Source organism: Erwinia persicina (assembly GCF_019844095.1).
GTDB lineage: Bacteria > Pseudomonadota > Gammaproteobacteria > Enterobacterales > Enterobacteriaceae > Erwinia > Erwinia persicina.
Map to the genome: position 1 here is coordinate 217,357 of NZ_CP082141.1, position 14,763 is coordinate 232,119.

12 protein-coding genes are annotated in these 14,763 nt (G+C 56.5%); 8 read left to right on the plus strand and 4 right to left on the minus strand.

Translation table 11 applies throughout. The annotated features are described in order from the left end of the window. Window positions 1–176 precede the first annotated feature (176 nt). Window positions 177–2,219: an oligopeptidase A gene (prlC, locus tag K6L24_RS00930; RefSeq protein ID WP_062748187.1), complete on the plus strand. Its 2,043-nt coding sequence runs from the start codon at window positions 177–179 to the stop codon at window positions 2,217–2,219. A 7-nt stretch (window positions 2,220–2,226) separates the two neighbouring features. After that, window positions 2,227–2,976 carry a 16S rRNA (guanine(1516)-N(2))-methyltransferase RsmJ gene (gene rsmJ / locus K6L24_RS00935; RefSeq protein WP_062748189.1) on the plus strand — a complete coding sequence of 250 codons (750 nt, stop codon included), beginning with the start codon at window positions 2,227–2,229 and terminating at the stop codon, window positions 2,974–2,976. Between the two features lie 121 nt (window positions 2,977–3,097). On the opposite strand, the gene uspA is transcribed toward rsmJ, so the two are convergent. Then, window positions 3,098–3,535, minus strand: a complete 438-nt coding sequence (uspA, locus tag K6L24_RS00940) for a universal stress protein UspA (protein ID WP_062748192.1) — start codon at window positions 3,533–3,535, stop codon at window positions 3,098–3,100. 310 nt (window positions 3,536–3,845) lie between these two features. On the opposite strand from uspA, the gene uspB reads away from it, so the two are divergent. Continuing rightward, window positions 3,846–4,181, plus strand: coding sequence for a universal stress protein UspB (gene uspB, locus K6L24_RS00945; RefSeq protein ID WP_062748195.1), 336 nt, complete (start codon window positions 3,846–3,848; stop codon window positions 4,179–4,181). A gap of 102 nt (window positions 4,182–4,283) precedes the next feature. Here the strand turns inward: uspB and pitA are convergent, their stop codons facing one another. Next, window positions 4,284–5,783: an inorganic phosphate transporter PitA gene (pitA, locus tag K6L24_RS00950; protein WP_137269217.1), complete on the minus strand. Its 1,500-nt coding sequence runs from the start codon at window positions 5,781–5,783 to the stop codon at window positions 4,284–4,286. A 241-nt stretch (window positions 5,784–6,024) separates the two neighbouring features. On the opposite strand from pitA, the gene K6L24_RS00955 reads away from it, so the two are divergent. Both K6L24_RS00955 and K6L24_RS00960 read left to right on the plus strand, forming a co-directional pair. Further along, window positions 6,025–7,209 carry a BaiN/RdsA family NAD(P)/FAD-dependent oxidoreductase gene (locus K6L24_RS00955; RefSeq protein WP_062748199.1) on the plus strand — a complete coding sequence of 395 codons (1,185 nt, stop codon included), beginning with the start codon at window positions 6,025–6,027 and terminating at the stop codon, window positions 7,207–7,209. A gap of 159 nt (window positions 7,210–7,368) precedes the next feature. Next, window positions 7,369–8,388, plus strand: a complete 1,020-nt coding sequence (locus K6L24_RS00960) for an alpha/beta hydrolase (RefSeq protein ID WP_222681862.1) — start codon at window positions 7,369–7,371, stop codon at window positions 8,386–8,388. A 132-nt stretch (window positions 8,389–8,520) separates the two neighbouring features. Here the strand turns inward: K6L24_RS00960 and K6L24_RS00965 are convergent, their stop codons facing one another. Further along, complete coding sequence (locus K6L24_RS00965) at window positions 8,521–8,760, minus strand: helix-turn-helix domain-containing protein (protein ID WP_062748204.1); 240 nt, start codon at window positions 8,758–8,760, stop codon at window positions 8,521–8,523. A 431-nt stretch (window positions 8,761–9,191) separates the two neighbouring features. Continuing rightward, entirely contained in the window at window positions 9,192–10,772 is a 1,581-nt protein-coding gene (locus tag K6L24_RS00970; protein ID WP_118665272.1) for a BCCT family transporter, read from the minus strand. Window positions 10,773–10,941: 169 nt separating this feature from the next. Between K6L24_RS00970 and betI the strand changes: the two genes are divergently transcribed. Genes betI through betA form a run of 3 tightly spaced genes read left to right on the plus strand, consistent with a single transcriptional unit; the run spans window position 10,942 to window position 14,738 of the window. Further along, entirely contained in the window at window positions 10,942–11,517 is a 576-nt protein-coding gene (gene betI / locus K6L24_RS00975; protein WP_062748208.1) for a transcriptional regulator BetI, read from the plus strand. Window positions 11,518–11,563: 46 nt separating this feature from the next. Then, the gene (betB, locus tag K6L24_RS00980; RefSeq protein WP_118665914.1) at window positions 11,564–13,036 is read left to right on the plus strand and encodes a betaine-aldehyde dehydrogenase; all 1,473 of its coding nucleotides are present in this window, start codon (window positions 11,564–11,566) and stop codon (window positions 13,034–13,036) included. 19 nt (window positions 13,037–13,055) lie between these two features. Further along, a complete protein-coding gene (gene betA / locus K6L24_RS00985; RefSeq protein WP_062748211.1) occupies window positions 13,056–14,738 on the plus strand; it encodes a choline dehydrogenase in 1,683 nt (560 codons plus the stop codon). Window positions 14,739–14,763 lie beyond the last annotated feature (25 nt).

The window sequence follows — 14,763 nt, forward strand, 5'->3', positions numbered from 1 at the left end:
AGTATGCAACGCGCACCCCAGTGTGGCAATGCGTAAAGTGCGGTGAAAAAGCGGGCGTTGCGCGCCGGGAATGCCCTCGCGAGGGTGTGGGGCATTGATTTTCACACCACTTAACCCCATCTTAAAAAGATTGCGCGCATCTGTGCGCCCCATACCAACGATTAAAGGACTGCGCTATGACCAATCCGTTACTCTCCGATTTCACGCTTCCCCCTTTCTCCGCCATTCAGCCTGAACACGTGGTTCCTGCGGTCACTCAGGCGCTGGCTGACTGCCGCACGGCGGTCGAAAAGGCGGTGGCACAGGGGGCGCCGTACCGCTGGGATAATCTGGTACAGCCGCTGGCGGAAGTGGACGACCGGTTAAGCCGTCTGTTTTCACCGGTCAGCCATCTTAATGCGGTGAAAAACAGCCCTGAGCTGCGTCAGGCCTATGAGCAGACGCTGCCGCTGCTGTCCGAGTACAGCACCTGGGTGGGACAGCATGAGGGGCTTTACCAGGCTTATCGCAACCTGAAAGAGGGTGAGCACTTTGCCGCCTTAGATCTCGCACAGAAAAAAGCGGTTGATAACGCGTTGCGCGATTTTGAGCTGTCCGGGATTGGCCTGTCGAAAGAGAAGCAGCAGCGCTATGGCGAGATTTCTGCGCGCCTGTCAGAGCTGGGATCGACCTACAGCAACAATGTGCTTGATGCCACGATGGGCTGGAGCAAGCTGGTCACTGATGAAAGCGAACTGTCCGGGATGCCGGAGAGCGCCCTGGCTGCCGCCAAAGCCCAGGCCGAAGCCCGTGAGCAGGAAGGCTGGCTGCTGACGCTGGATATTCCAAGTTATCTGCCGGTGATGATGTACTGCGACAACCAGGCCCTGCGCGAAGAGCTTTACCGCGCTTACTCTACCCGCGCCTCCGATCAGGGCCCGAACGCCGGGCAGTGGGATAACAGTGAGGTGATGGCGGAAGAACTGGCGCTGCGCCACGAGCTGGCACAGCTGCTGGGCTTTAACTCTTACGCGGAGAAATCGCTGGCGACCAAAATGGCGGAGAATCCGGCCCAGGTGACGGACTTCCTGACCGACCTCGCCAGGCGCGCCCGCCCGCAGGCCGAGCAGGAAGTGGCCCAGCTGCGTGCTTTTGCTCAAAAAACGTTCGGTGTGGATGACCTGCAGCCATGGGATATGACCTATTACGGTGAAAAGCAGAAACAGCACCTCTACACCATCAGCGACGAACAGCTGCGCCCCTACTTCCCGGCCCAGCGGGCACTGGACGGCCTGTTTGAAGTGGTAAAACGCATCTATGGCATTACGGCCAGCGAACGTCACGACGTGGATGTTTACCACCCTGACGTGCGCTTCTTTGACCTGTTCGACGACAGCGGCGAGCTGCGCGGCAGCTTCTATCTCGACCTGTACGCGCGTGATAACAAGCGCGGCGGGGCATGGATGGATGACTGCGTGGGCCAGATGCGTCGCGCCGACGGTACCCTGCAGAAACCGGTTGCCTACCTGACCTGTAACTTCAACCGTCCGGTCAGCGGCAAGCCTGCGCTGTTTACCCACAATGAAGTCACCACCCTGTTCCATGAGTTTGGTCACGGCCTGCATCATATGCTGACCCGTATTGAAACGCCGGGAGTATCCGGTATCAGCGGTGTGCCGTGGGATGCCGTCGAACTGCCAAGCCAGTTTATGGAAAACTGGTGCTGGGAACCGGAAGCCCTGGCATTTATCTCTGGTCACTATGAGACCGGTGAACCGCTGCCAAAAGATCTGCTGGATAAAATGCTGGCGGCGAAGAACTACCAGGCGGCGCTGTTTATCCTGCGTCAGCTGGAGTTCGGCCTGTTTGACTTCCGCCTGCATGCCGAATATGACCCGGCGAAAGGCGCGCGTATCCTGGAGATACTGAAAGAGATCAAAGATCAGGTTGCCGTGGTGCCGGGGCCGTCGTGGGGCCGTTTCCCACACGCCTTCAGCCATATCTTTGCCGGCGGCTACGCGGCGGGATACTACAGCTATCTGTGGGCTGATGTGCTGGCGGCGGATGCCTATTCCCGCTTTGAACAGGAGGGGATCTTCAACCGTGAAACCGGGCAGTCGTTCCTCGACAATATCCTGACGCGCGGTGGGTCCGAAGAGCCCATGGAACTGTTTAAACGCTTCCGGGGCCGTGAGCCACAGCTGGACGCGATGCTGAAACACTACGGCATTAAGGGTTAAGCTCTCAGTGAACATCTGTTTGTTAGATGAAACGGGCGCCGGAGACGGCGCCTTATCTATACTGGCGGGCCGCTGGCAACTGGTGCAGGATGACAACGCGCTGATGGCGCTGGTGCTGACCCCGGAACACCTGGAACTGCGCAAGCGTGATGAGCCAAAGCTCGGCGGCATCTATGTGGATTTTGTCTCCGGAGCAATGCTGCACCGGCGCAAATTTGGTGGCGGTCGTGGGGAAGCGGTAGCGAAGGCTGTGGGTGTCAAAAGCGGCTATCTGCCGGACGTGGTGGATGCCACGGCGGGGCTGGGGCGCGATGCGTTTGTGCTGGCATCGATTGGCTGCCGGGTACGTATGCTGGAGCGAAATCCGGTGGTGGCGGCATTACTCGACGACGGATTACGTCGCGGCTATGCCGATCCGGAGATTGGCCCCTGGCTGCGCGAGCGCCTGACGCTGCTGCATGCCTCCAGTCTGGATGCGCTGACGGATATCCGCCCGCCGCCGGATGTGGTCTACCTCGACCCGATGTATCCGCATAAGCAGAAAAGCGCGCTGGTGAAGAAAGAGATGCGGGTTTTTCAGTCGCTGGTGGGGCCGGATATTGATGCCGACGGGCTGCTGCTGCCTGCGCGGCAGCTGGCGAAGAAAAGGGTGGTGGTGAAGCGCCCTGATTATGCGCCACCGTTAGCCGATGTCGGGACGCCCAATGCCGTGACCACCAAGAGTCACCGTTTTGATATTTATGCGCCGCTGGCCTGAGAAATCGTTCCCGGTCAGCCCGTCATTCTGAATCCCCGTCATGGCTGACCTTGTTTTCGGGTCAGCCAGTCTTTCCGGACCCACCTGATGGCTGACCCTTTTCCAATTATCCCGTGATGCCTTAATCGTCTTCGTCGTCGCGCAGCGGTACGATCAGCATGTCGATATGAACGGTGTTGATCAGCTGGCGTGCTGAAGACATCAGCTTGCTCCAGAAGTCCTGATGATGGCCGCACACCACTAAGTCTACCTGATACTGCTTAATGGCATCGACCAGCACCTGGCCGAGATCGCCACTGCCGCTTAATGTTTCTGCAATCGGATACCCTGCGCTGTTGGACAGATCCGTCAGGGCGGTGTGGGTTTCCTCAGAGATACGTTTCTGCATATCGCCAAGGTTAACGTCAATCAGACCGGTGTAGAGGTCTGAATAGTTCACATCAACGTGGATCAGGGAAACTTTCGCGTCATAAGGGCGCGCCATCGATACCGCTTTGTCGACCAGCAGCTTACTTTCCGGCGACAAATCGACGGCAATCAGTATGTGTTTATAAGCCATTTTGAAAACTCCTTTTCAGGTAAGTGTTAAGGGTGAGTATAGCGAAAAAAGGGTCCCGTTGTTGTGCCATGGGATGGCGTTTGCGAGGGCGATCAATATCATTTTTGCTCTATTCATCCCTGAAGCCATAAACATCACTGGAAAAAAAGGAAACATATCTCCTACACTGATAAAAGATGGCAGCAAACGACCCTTTGTTTCGCCGTCCGGCTTGCAGAAATCATCTCAATAAAAAAGGTTGGCGAACGATCGGGAATGTCCCCGTTTTTGCCGCGTATCGTATTTCCTGATGAAAGTTCGGGAGGGGATCATGATCAGCACCATTGCGCTTTTCTGGGCTCTTTGTGTCGTTTGTGTGGTGAATATGGCGCGCTATTTCTCATCGCTGCGGGCGCTGTTGGTGGTTTTGCGGGGCTGCGATCCGTTGCTGTATCAGTATGTCGATGGCGGAGGCTTTTTTACCTCTCACGGGCAGCCGAGTAAGCAGGTCAGGCTGATTGGCTATATCTGGTATCAGCGCTATCTCGACCATCATGATGATGAGTTTATTCGCCGCTGTCAGCGGCTTCGCGGGCAGTTTGTCTTAACCAGCGCGCTGTGTGGTCTGGTGTTTATCAGTCTGATTGGGCTGGCTATCTGGCATTAAAAAAGGGCGACCCCAAAAAGGGTCACCCTCTACACCGGTGCGAACCTTTTTGCGGTTCGCTCTACCGCTTAAGCGGGAAAAACGGTCGGCCCTGACAGCAGGTCAAATCAGTTTCAACGCCAGCCAGTACAACACACCGGAAAGCACAATCGACACCGGCAGAGTAAATACCCACGCCAGCAGGATGTTCTTAATGGTGCGTCCCTGTACGCCACCGCCGTCAACCAGCATCGTACCGGCAACGGAAGAGGACAGGACGTGGGTGGTCGAAACCGGCATCCCGGTATAACTGGCCACGCCAATCGACACCGCTGCCGTCATCTGTGCCGACATGCCCTGTGCATAGGTCATGCCTTTTTTACCGATTTTCTCACCGATAGTGGTGGCAACCCGACGCCAGCCAATCATCGTTCCCAGCGACAGCGCTAATGCCACGGCGAGGATGATCCACACAGGCGCATATTCGATGGTATTCAGCAGATCGCCTTTCAACTTGCTGAGGAAACGTTTGTCGTCAGCCTTGGTTTCCGGCAGTTTGGCCGCTTTCTCTGCGGTATCGGAGATGCACATCAGCAGACGGCGCAGCTGGCTGCGTTGCTCTACATTCAGGGCATCGTAGCTGGTGAGGTTGTTCAGCAGCCCCTGTGCCCGATGGATGGCAGGCAGCGCGCGTGCGGCATCACAGTGGAACTCCTGCGGCCCTGAAGGCACCTCTTCCGGCGTTGGCAGCGCAGGCGGTGACATCTGGATGATATGCGTCAGGGAACCGGCATGCTGCTGGTAATACTGTTCCAGATGGTTGACCGCATCGCGAGTGCGAGTAATGTCATAACCGCTGGAATTCATATTCACCACAAAGCCTGCCGGTGCCACGCCAATCAGTACCAGCATGATCAGGCCGATACCTTTCTGACCGTCGTTTGCCCCGTGCGAATAGCTGACGCCAATCGCCGAGATAATCAGTGCGGTCCGCGTCCAGAACGGCGGCTTTTTCTTGCCATCGATCTTTTCACGTTCAGCTGGCGTCATATGGATTCGCTGGCGTTTTTTACTGCCGCTCCAGTAACGACGCAGCAGAAACACCAGGCCACCGGCGACGACCAGACCGACAATCGGTGAAATAATCAACGACATAAAGATGCCAATCATTTTAGGTATGTTCAGCGCATCCACCACCGAGGTGCCGGTCAGCAACGCGTTGGTGAGGCCAATACCGATAATGGCACCGATCAGGGTATGGGAACTGGAGGCCGGTAACCCGAAGTACCAGGTGCCGAGGTTCCAGATAATAGCGGCGAGCAGCATGGAGAAGACCATGGCCAGCCCGTGAGCCGATCCAACATTTAACAGCAGATCGGTGGGGAGCAGATGGACGATAGCGTAAGCCACGCTTAAGCCGCCCAGGAGGACACCAAAGAAGTTGAATACCCCGGCCATGACAACCGCTAACTGCGAGCGCATTGCACGGGTGTAAATCACGGTTGCTACCGCGTTGGCCGTATCGTGGAAGCCGTTGATTGCTTCGTAAATTAAAACGAACAGCAGAGCAAGAACCAGGAACAGGCCGGTATGTAAATCAAGACCAGCAAACAGATGCAGCATAAGCGTTACGCCATTTTGGAGGACATGAACGCGGCGCATTATCAGCGACAAACCGCACCCGGGGAAAGGGAAATATAGACTTTTTTTGACACTAATGTGTCATAACGGTGGCGGTCTGAGGTGAAAGTATCAAAAAATCATAAAGTTACAAAATGTTTCGCCTCCATAATCCTGTGAAGCTGGTATCCCTGCCACCGACTCACTACAATCAGCGTTTTTGCAGGTCGGCACGGGGTGAGTGGTGGAAAAGTTTGACGTTATCGTAATTGGCGCGGGTGCAGCTGGCCTGTTTTGCGCAGCCCAGGCGGGACAGAAAGGGCGGCGCGTGCTGTTGATTGATAATGGCAAAAAAGCCGGGCGTAAAATTTTGATGTCAGGCGGTGGTCGCTGTAACTTCACCAATCTCTATACGGAACCGGCAGCCTATCTGTCACATAACCCGCATTTCTGTAAGTCGGCGCTGGCGCGCTATACCCAGTGGGATTTTATCGATCTGGTCACCCGTCACGGCATTGCCTGGCATGAGAAAACGCTGGGTCAACTGTTCTGCGACGACTCCGCGCAGCAGGTGGTTGACCTGCTGCTGAAGGAGTGTGAGGACGGTCAGGTGACGCTGCGTCTGCGCAGTGAGGTTATCTCCGTCAGCCGTGATGACAGCGGCTATACGCTACAGCTGAACGGTGCAGAGGTGCAGGCAGAAAAGCTGGTGATCGCCAGCGGTGGGCTGTCAATGCCGGGGCTGGGGGCGTCGCCGTTTGGCTATAAAATAGCGGAGCAGTTTGGCCTGAAGGTGTTCCCGACCCGCGCAGGGCTGGTGCCGTTTACTCTGCATAAGCCGCTTCTCGAACAGCTTCAGACACTGTCCGGCGTCTCAGTGCCGTCGGTGCTGACCGCTGAAGATGGCACCGTGTTTAAAGAGGCACTGCTGTTCACCCACCGTGGCCTGTCCGGCCCGGCAGTACTGCAGTTGTCCAGCTACTGGCTGCCGGGGGAGTTTGTTACGATCAACCTGTCGCCGGGGCAGGACATTGATGCGCTGATTAACGATGAACGGCAAAGTCACCCGAATCAGAGCCTGAAAAATACCCTGGCGAAGCTGCTGCCGAAACGGCTGGTCGAGTGTCTGCAGCTGCTGGGGACCGTGCCGGAGTGTACGCTGAAGCAACTGAACAGCCGCCAGCAGGCCGAACTGGCCGCTGCACTGCACCAGTGGCGCGTGCAGCCCAACGGCACCGAAGGCTATCGCACGGCGGAAGTGACGCTGGGCGGGGTGGATACCACTCAGCTGTCCTCAAAGACCATGGAAGCGCGCGACGTGCCTGGCCTGTATTTTATTGGGGAAGTGGTGGACGTAACCGGCTGGCTGGGAGGCTATAACTTTCAGTGGGCATGGAGCTCGGCCTGGGCCTGCGCGCAGGCGCTGTAATTCCCTTCCGACTGACCCCTTATCTGATCCCCTGACGACAGGGGGCTGTCACTGATTTAAGTAGCGTGCGATCTAATCGTTTACAACTTTTGTGTGCTGTGTCATTCTCGGCAAACTAAATAGCACACTACTTAATAGTAGACTACACAGGGGTAGCCCATGAAACTGAAACTCACTGCCTCCGCTCTGTTACTGGCCAGCCAGGCGATGAGCGCCTTCGCCGCATCGGAAGAAAACACGCCTGCTCCGACAGCGGGCGTCGCGACCTTTTTGCACGCATTGAACAGCGGCGGGGGTAAGCCGATTGAACAGCTTTCGCCACAGGCGGCGCGTGCGGTGCTGACGGGTGCCCAGCAGGGGGCCGTTCTGCCGCCCGCAGAGGTGTCAGAAAAAGTGATCACGGTATCAGGAAAACCGCTGACGCTGACGGTGGTTAAACCGGCCCACGCTGGCGGGAAACTGCCGGTGTTTATGTTCTTCCACGGCGGCGGCTGGGTGCTGGGGGATTTCCCGACGCATGAGCGTCTGGTTCGCGACCTGGTGAAGGAGTCGGGGGCAGCGGCCGTCTTTGTTAACTACGCTCCTTCACCTGAGTCCCACTATCCGGTGGCGATCACCCAGGCCTACGAGGCGACGAAGTGGGTGGCCCTGCACGGTGATGAGATTGGCGTGGATGGTTCGCGGCTGGCACTGGTCGGTAACAGCGTGGGGGGGAATATGGTCGCGGCCGTCGCCTTGCAGGCGAAGCAGTTCCATGCGCCGGCAATCCGCTACAGCGTCATGCTCTGGCCAGTGACCGATGCGCGGACAGACGACGCGTCTTATCATCAGTTTGCGGAAGGATACTTCCTGACCAGAAATATGATGAAATGGTTCTGGAACAGCTACGCCCCCGCAGAGAAAGATCGCAATAATATCCTTGCCTCGCCGCTACGGGCCAGCCGTGAGCAACTTCAGGGCTTACCACCAACGCTGATCCAGACCGCAGAGCTGGATGTACTGCGCGATGAGGGCGAGGCGTTTGGCCGTAAGCTGGACGAGGCAGGCGTCCCGGTCACGGTCACGCGCTATAACGGTATGATCCACGACTACGGCCTGTTAAACGCTCTGAGCAATGAGCCGACGGTAAAAACCGTCCTGCGGCAGGCATCGTCAGAACTGCGTTCGCACCTGGAGTAAGAGAAAAAACCAGCCTGCGGGCTGGTTTTTTGGGGGTCTGACCCTGGCTTTTTCCTGCCGCCCGGCTGCCGGACAATCGCCGTTAGCACCGCATCGGGAAGGGGGCAGCAAAGCAAATCGCAGGATCTCTGTTTACCGCATCTGCGACGGTGCCAGAGAAAAATGCGGATGAAGGCCCGCCAGCAGCAGCAGGAATTCATATTCCGCCTGGCCGAGCTGGCCCGGGTTGCTCGCCGCTTCTTTGGTCTGCCAGACGCGCAGGCTGAGGCCAAACCGCTCGGCGGCGCGCTCCTGTGACAGCCCGGCAGCGAGGCGAAGTTCACGGACGTTGCTTTTCACTGGCACAAAGTGCGGGAGTGGAGAGTTTGGCATAGGCGATTCCTGTGTCTGTTTTTTTTAGTTGCTGCATAAGTTTTCCCTGGTGTTGCTACTCACTGCAAAAGATGAAGCCATCACTAATTTAACTAGCACGCTATTCAATAGCGCATTATGTTTCTGTGTATGATTGTGGCATTAACTGGGAAAAAGAGAAGGGGAAGTTGATTAAATATTTCTTTCGTCAGACGGTAATATTTTATTCAATGTGGGGGAGGAAACAGAGAGTGCCGCAGCGCACAAGCCCTGGCGGGGGGCATCTCCTTTTAATTACTTTTACCATTTACACCGATAGGCCCGGCCTCTGGTCGCAAAGGCGTTTTTTTATTAACTCTGCTGTTGTTTGAACGCCGGTTGACACCGCACTGTAGAGAGAACGCGATGCTCTGCTCAACAATGTAGTGGCCGTCCGGCGCTCCCCCGTTTATCTATCCCTTCGCTTCCGCCTCACTCTGTTCGCGGTGCGGGGCCCGCTGAGGCCGGTCGGTGAAGGTGTGCAAATCGCGATACAGGCTGGCCATGTAAAGTACGATCACGGCAGAGAAGGGCAGACCACAAATAACAACGGCGGTCTGCATGGCACTGAAGCTACCCGCATACAGCAGGCCCGCGCAGACCAGCGTGGTGACTGACGCCCAGAATATACGTAGCCAGGCCGGCGCATCATCATCATTGGTGCCCCCCTTGCTCGAGAGATTGGCAATCATAAGCGTACCGGAGTCTACCGGGGTCAGAAACAGCACGAAGCTGATGATAATCGTGAAACCGGCCGTGATTTCAGTGAAAGGCAGGTATTCAAACAGTTTGAATACGGCCATCGGCGGATCGCTCAGCGCAACCTCACCCAGAATATGATCGGCATGATCAAGTACGAGGCTGATAGCGGTATTACCAAAGATAGAGAGCCAGGCGAGGGTGAAGCCCAGCGGGATCAGCATCACACCAAAGATCAGCTCGCGCACCGTTCTACCCTTCGATATGCGGGCAATAAATAAGCCAACGAACGGGGCCCAGGCCACCCACCACGCCCAGTAGAAGAGCGTCCATGCCCCTTGCCAAGCGCGCGCTTTGCCATACAGATACACGTCAAAACTTTTACCAATAATCGAGGTTAAATAATCACCGGTGTTCTGTAGCATCCCGTTGATCAGATTGAGCGTCGGGCCGGTCACAAACACGAACAGTAACAGCAGGCAAAGGAAGCCAACGTTGATGTTGGAAAGCATGGCGATACCTTTCTCGACGCCCGTCACGGCGGCAAGCGTCGCGACCACCATCATCAGAACAATCAGTATCAGCAGCACATGAGGGGTTTGGGGAACCCCCAACAAATAGTGCAGGCCAGAGTTGACCAGTAGCGCACCAATCCCCAGATTGGTCACCATAGAGATCACGGTGACCAGAATGCCAAAGCTGTCGACGACATGCCCGTACCAGCCGTGGATCCGCTCCCCTAACAGGGGATAAAGCGGCGAACGTAGCGCCAGGGGCAGTCCACGGCAATAGGCGAAATAGGCCAGAACCGTGGCGATAAGCGCATACAGCGCCCAGCCGTGCAGGCCCCAGTGCAGGAAGGTGATCGCCATGGCCTGACGGGCGGCCTCTGGCGTTCCTCCCGGGCCTTCAGGCGGCTGCAGGAAGTGATCCAGCGGCTCATAAGCACCGTAATAAACCAGCGCGATGCCGATACCCGCCGAAAACAGCATGGCAATCCATGAGGGATAGCTAAACTGCGGCGCCTCTCCTTCCTGGCCCAGCCGGATCTTTCCAAAGCGGGACAGCGCCAGCCAGAATACAAAACACATACAGGCGACCATCAGCAGCATGTAGTACCAGCCAAACACCTCGGTCATCCAGGTTTGCGCCCTGTTCAGCCACAGGTGGCTGCCTGCTGGAAACAGCACTACCAGCAGGCCCAACAGCAAAATAACGGCGGCGGAACTAAAAAAAACGGGGGAATTCAGCCTGACCGGTTCATTATCCGCCGATGTTGATGCGATCTTAGTCATTTCAGCAACTCCTTGATGCAAAATTGAAAGTCCATCTCATGAAACCTTTTGTTAACAACTAATAATCATAATTTTGACATTTCCGCAGCATAATGTAGATTGGTTGAACGTTCAATCAATGAATTTTGTCGTGCTGTTCAGGCTGGCTGAACAGAGAGATGGAGAAGAGATGACCCGTAAAGCCATTCCCGGCCAACGCCGGGAGCAGTTGATCACAGCAGCGTTTGAAACCATCGGTGATGTGGGGCTGGCGGGCGTCACGCTGTCCCAGGTGGCCAGCCAGGCCGGTATGTCTACCGGGATTGTCAGTCACTATTTTGGTGACAAAGAGGGGTTGTTAAACGCGACGATGCGCCGCATTTTGCGCGATCTGCACGATGCGGTGGCGGCGCAGCGGGCGGCGGCGGCACCTTCTCCTCAGGCCCAGCTGTTTGCCATTATTGAAGGCAACTTTCACGCCAGTCAGACCAGCGGGACATCGATGCGGGCCTGGCTTGATTTCTGGGCAGCCAGCCTGCATCGGCCCGAACTGCGTCGATTACAACGGGTCAACGATCACCGCCTTTTTTCCAATATTTGCTGCCAGTTTCGCCGTGAATTATCACGTGATGAAGCGCGTAAAGCCGCTCGCGGTCTGGCGGCAATGATAGACGGGTTGTGGCTACGCGGTAGCCTGACTGGTCTTGATTTTAATGCCCGAAAGGCCAGTGAAATTGCTTTCGATTACGTGGAAAGTAAGTTGTAAAACTGGACCTGAATTCTGAAGCCAACACACAAAAGGAACCGTAATGATGGCTAAGTTTCCCCTGCAACAACTCTATATTGATGGACAACTGACGCCTGCTGGTGGCGCAGAAACCTTTGAGACGATCAATCCGGCAAACGGTGAGGTACTGGCTGTGGTTCAGCGCGCCACCTGTGAGGATGTTGAGCGAGCCGTGGCCAGTGCAGAACGTGGTCAGAAAATCTGGGCGGCCATGACCGGCACTGAGCGCTCGCGTATTCTCCTGCGCGCCGTTGAGATCCTGCGTGAACGCAACGATGAACTGGCTTATCTGGAGACGCTGGATACCGGTAAACCTTTTTCCGAAACCTCCGTCGTTGATATCGTGACCGGCGCGGATGTTCTGGAGTATTACGCCGGTCTGGCGCCGGCGATAGAAGGCGAACAGTATCCTCTGCGTGAGACCAGCTTCTTCTATACCCGTCGGGAACCGCTGGGCGTCACCGCGGGGATTGGTGCCTGGAACTATCCGATTCAAATTGCGCTGTGGAAATCCGCACCTGCGCTCGCTGCCGGCAACGCGATGATTTTTAAACCCAGTGAAGTGACCCCGCTGACGGCGCTTAAACTGGCTGAAATCTATACGCAGGCGGGCCTGCCAGATGGCGTATTTAACGTGCTTCAGGGCGCAGGCCGCGAGGTCGGAGAGTGGCTTACCCGGCATCCGCGCATTGAGAAAATTTCCTTTACTGGCGGTATCGAAACGGGCAAGAAAGTCATGGCCAGCGCGGCCGCTTCCTCACTTAAAGACGTCACCATGGAGTTAGGCGGTAAATCGCCCCTGCTGATCCTGGCCGATGCCGACATTGAGCTGGCGGCGGATGTTGCCATGATGGCGAATTTCTACAGTTCAGGTCAGGTCTGTACCAACGGCACCCGGGTTTTTGTGCATCGCTCACAGAAAAGCGCCCTGGAGAAAGCGCTGCAGACGCGTGTACGACGTATCCGCAGCGGCGACCCGATGGATCCCGATACCAATTTCGGCCCGCTGACCAGCTTTGCTCACATGGAAAAGGTGCTGCGCTATATTGAAACCGGTAAAGCTGAGGGGGCGCGGTTACTGTGCGGCGGCGAGCGTGAACGGTCGGGGCAGTGTGCACAAGGCGCCTACGTTCAGCCGACGATTTTCACCGATTGTGAAGACCACCATACGATCGTCAAAGAAGAGATCTTTGGGCCGGTCATGAGCATTCTGACGTGGGACGATGAGCAGGAAGCCATTGAGCGGGCGAACAACACCCACTTCGGTCTGGCTGCAGGCGTGATCAGCCGCGACCTGGCAAAAGCTCACCGCACCATCCATCAGTTAGAAGCGGGTATCTGCTGGATCAACTGCTGGGGGGAATCGCCAGCGCAAATGCCGGTGGGGGGTTATAAGCAGTCCGGTGTCGGACGCGAAAACGGCATCGCCACGCTCGCCCAGTACACGCGTATCAAGTCCATTCAGGTCGAGCTGGAACGCTATCAATCTGTTTTTTAACAAGGATGTGGAGGTAACGATGACGACTATCAGGGAATATGATTACATCATTATAGGGGCGGGTTCAGCGGGAAATGTGCTGGCCACGCGCCTGACAGAAGACGCCGACGTCAGTGTGCTGTTGCTGGAAGCCGGGGGGCCGGATTACCGCCAGGATTTTCGCACGCAGATGCCTGCTGCTCTGGCTTATCCTCTGCAGGGACGCCGCTATAACTGGGCCTATGTGACCGATCCAGAGCCCTTTATGGGCAACCGGCGTATGGAGTGTGGCCGGGGTAAAGGCCTGGGGGGATCTTCGCTCATCAACGGCATGTGCTACATCCGTGGCAATCCCCTGGACTACGACGGCTGGGCCAGACTGGAAGGGCTGGAGAACTGGAGCTATCTCGACTGCCTGCCTTATTTCAAAATGGCGGAGCGCCGTGACATCGGGGGCAATGACTACCACGGTGACTGCGGGCCGGTGAGCGTCACCACGCCCAGACAGGATAACAACGTGCTGTTTCACGCGATGGTCGAGGCCGGGGTTCAGGCCGGGTATCCGCGCACTGACGACTTAAATGGATATCAGCAGGAGGGGTTTGGTCCGATGGACCGCACCGTCACGCCCCGGGGCCGCCGCGCAAGTACCGCCCGTGGCTATCTGGACCAGGCGCGCAGGCGTCCCAATCTGACGATTGAGATCCACGCCGTTACCGACCGGATCCTGTTTACGGGTAAGCGGGCGACCGGCGTGAGCTGGCTGCAAAAAGAGACGCAGCATACGGCCCATGCCCGGCGTGAAGTCTTACTCTGCGCGGGGGCGATTGCTTCCCCACAAATCCTGCAGCGCTCAGGGGTGGGGCCTGCCGGCTTGCTAAAACGTCTGGATATTCCACTGGTTCACGATCTGCCCGGCGTTGGGGCGAATTTGCAGGACCATCTTGAAATGTATCTGCAGTACGAGTGTAAGCAGCCGGTATCGCTGTCCCCTGCACTGAAGTTACATAATCAGCCATTGATTGGCGCTGAATGGTTGGTAATGGGCACCGGTATTGGTGCCAGTAATCACTTTGAGGCAGGCGGGTTTATTCGTAGCCATGAGGAGTTTGAATGGCCAAATATTCAGTATCATTTCCTGCCAGTGGCGATTAACTACAACGGTTCTAATCCAATTAAAACCCACAGTTTCCAGGCGCACGTCGGCTCGATGCGTTCACCCAGCCGTGGACGCGTGCAGATCGTCTCGAAAAATCCGCACGACCATCCCAGCATCCTGTTTAACTATATGTCTCAGGAGCAGGACTGGCGTGAGTTTCGGGCGGCCATTCGCATCACCCGGGAGATCATGCAGCAGCGCGCGCTCGATCCCTACCGTGGTAAGGAAATTTCGCCGGGGGCAGATTACCAAAGTGATGACGACCTGGATCGCTTTGTACGCGAACATGCGGAAACGGCCTATCATCCGTCGTGCTCAAATGCGATGGGTTATCATGACATGGCCGTGGTCGGTAACGAGGGTAAAGTCCACGGTATGGAGAACCTGCGCATTGTCGATGCGTCCATTATGCCGCGGATCACCACCGGCAATCTTAACGCCCCGACGATTATGATTGCCGAGAAAATCGCTGATATGATCCGTGGACGTCCACCTTTAGCGCGAAGTGACGTGCCGTACTATGTCGCTAACGGTGCCCCGGTACGCCATCGTCGGGATAAATAATCGGCGCGTTTACCCCACGGGCTTC

Coding starts and splice junctions, on each gene's coding strand:
- uspA (WP_062748192.1), bottom strand. CDS start 3,535: ATGGCTTATAAACACATACTGATTGCCGTCGATTTGTCGCCGGAAAGT.
- K6L24_RS00965 (WP_062748204.1), bottom strand. CDS start 8,760: ATGCCAAACTCTCCACTCCCGCACTTTGTGCCAGTGAAAAGCAACGTC.
- betI (WP_062748208.1), top strand. CDS start 10,942: ATGACCCGTAAAGCCATTCCCGGCCAACGCCGGGAGCAGTTGATCACA.
- K6L24_RS00970 (WP_118665272.1), bottom strand. CDS start 10,772: ATGACTAAGATCGCATCAACATCGGCGGATAATGAACCGGTCAGGCTG.
- uspB (WP_062748195.1), top strand. CDS start 3,846: ATGATCAGCACCATTGCGCTTTTCTGGGCTCTTTGTGTCGTTTGTGTG.
- pitA (WP_137269217.1), bottom strand. CDS start 5,783: ATGCTGCATCTGTTTGCTGGTCTTGATTTACATACCGGCCTGTTCCTG.
- K6L24_RS00960 (WP_222681862.1), top strand. CDS start 7,369: ATGAAACTGAAACTCACTGCCTCCGCTCTGTTACTGGCCAGCCAGGCG.
- prlC (WP_062748187.1), top strand. CDS start 177: ATGACCAATCCGTTACTCTCCGATTTCACGCTTCCCCCTTTCTCCGCC.
- betA (WP_062748211.1), top strand. CDS start 13,056: ATGACGACTATCAGGGAATATGATTACATCATTATAGGGGCGGGTTCA.
- betB (WP_118665914.1), top strand. CDS start 11,564: ATGGCTAAGTTTCCCCTGCAACAACTCTATATTGATGGACAACTGACG.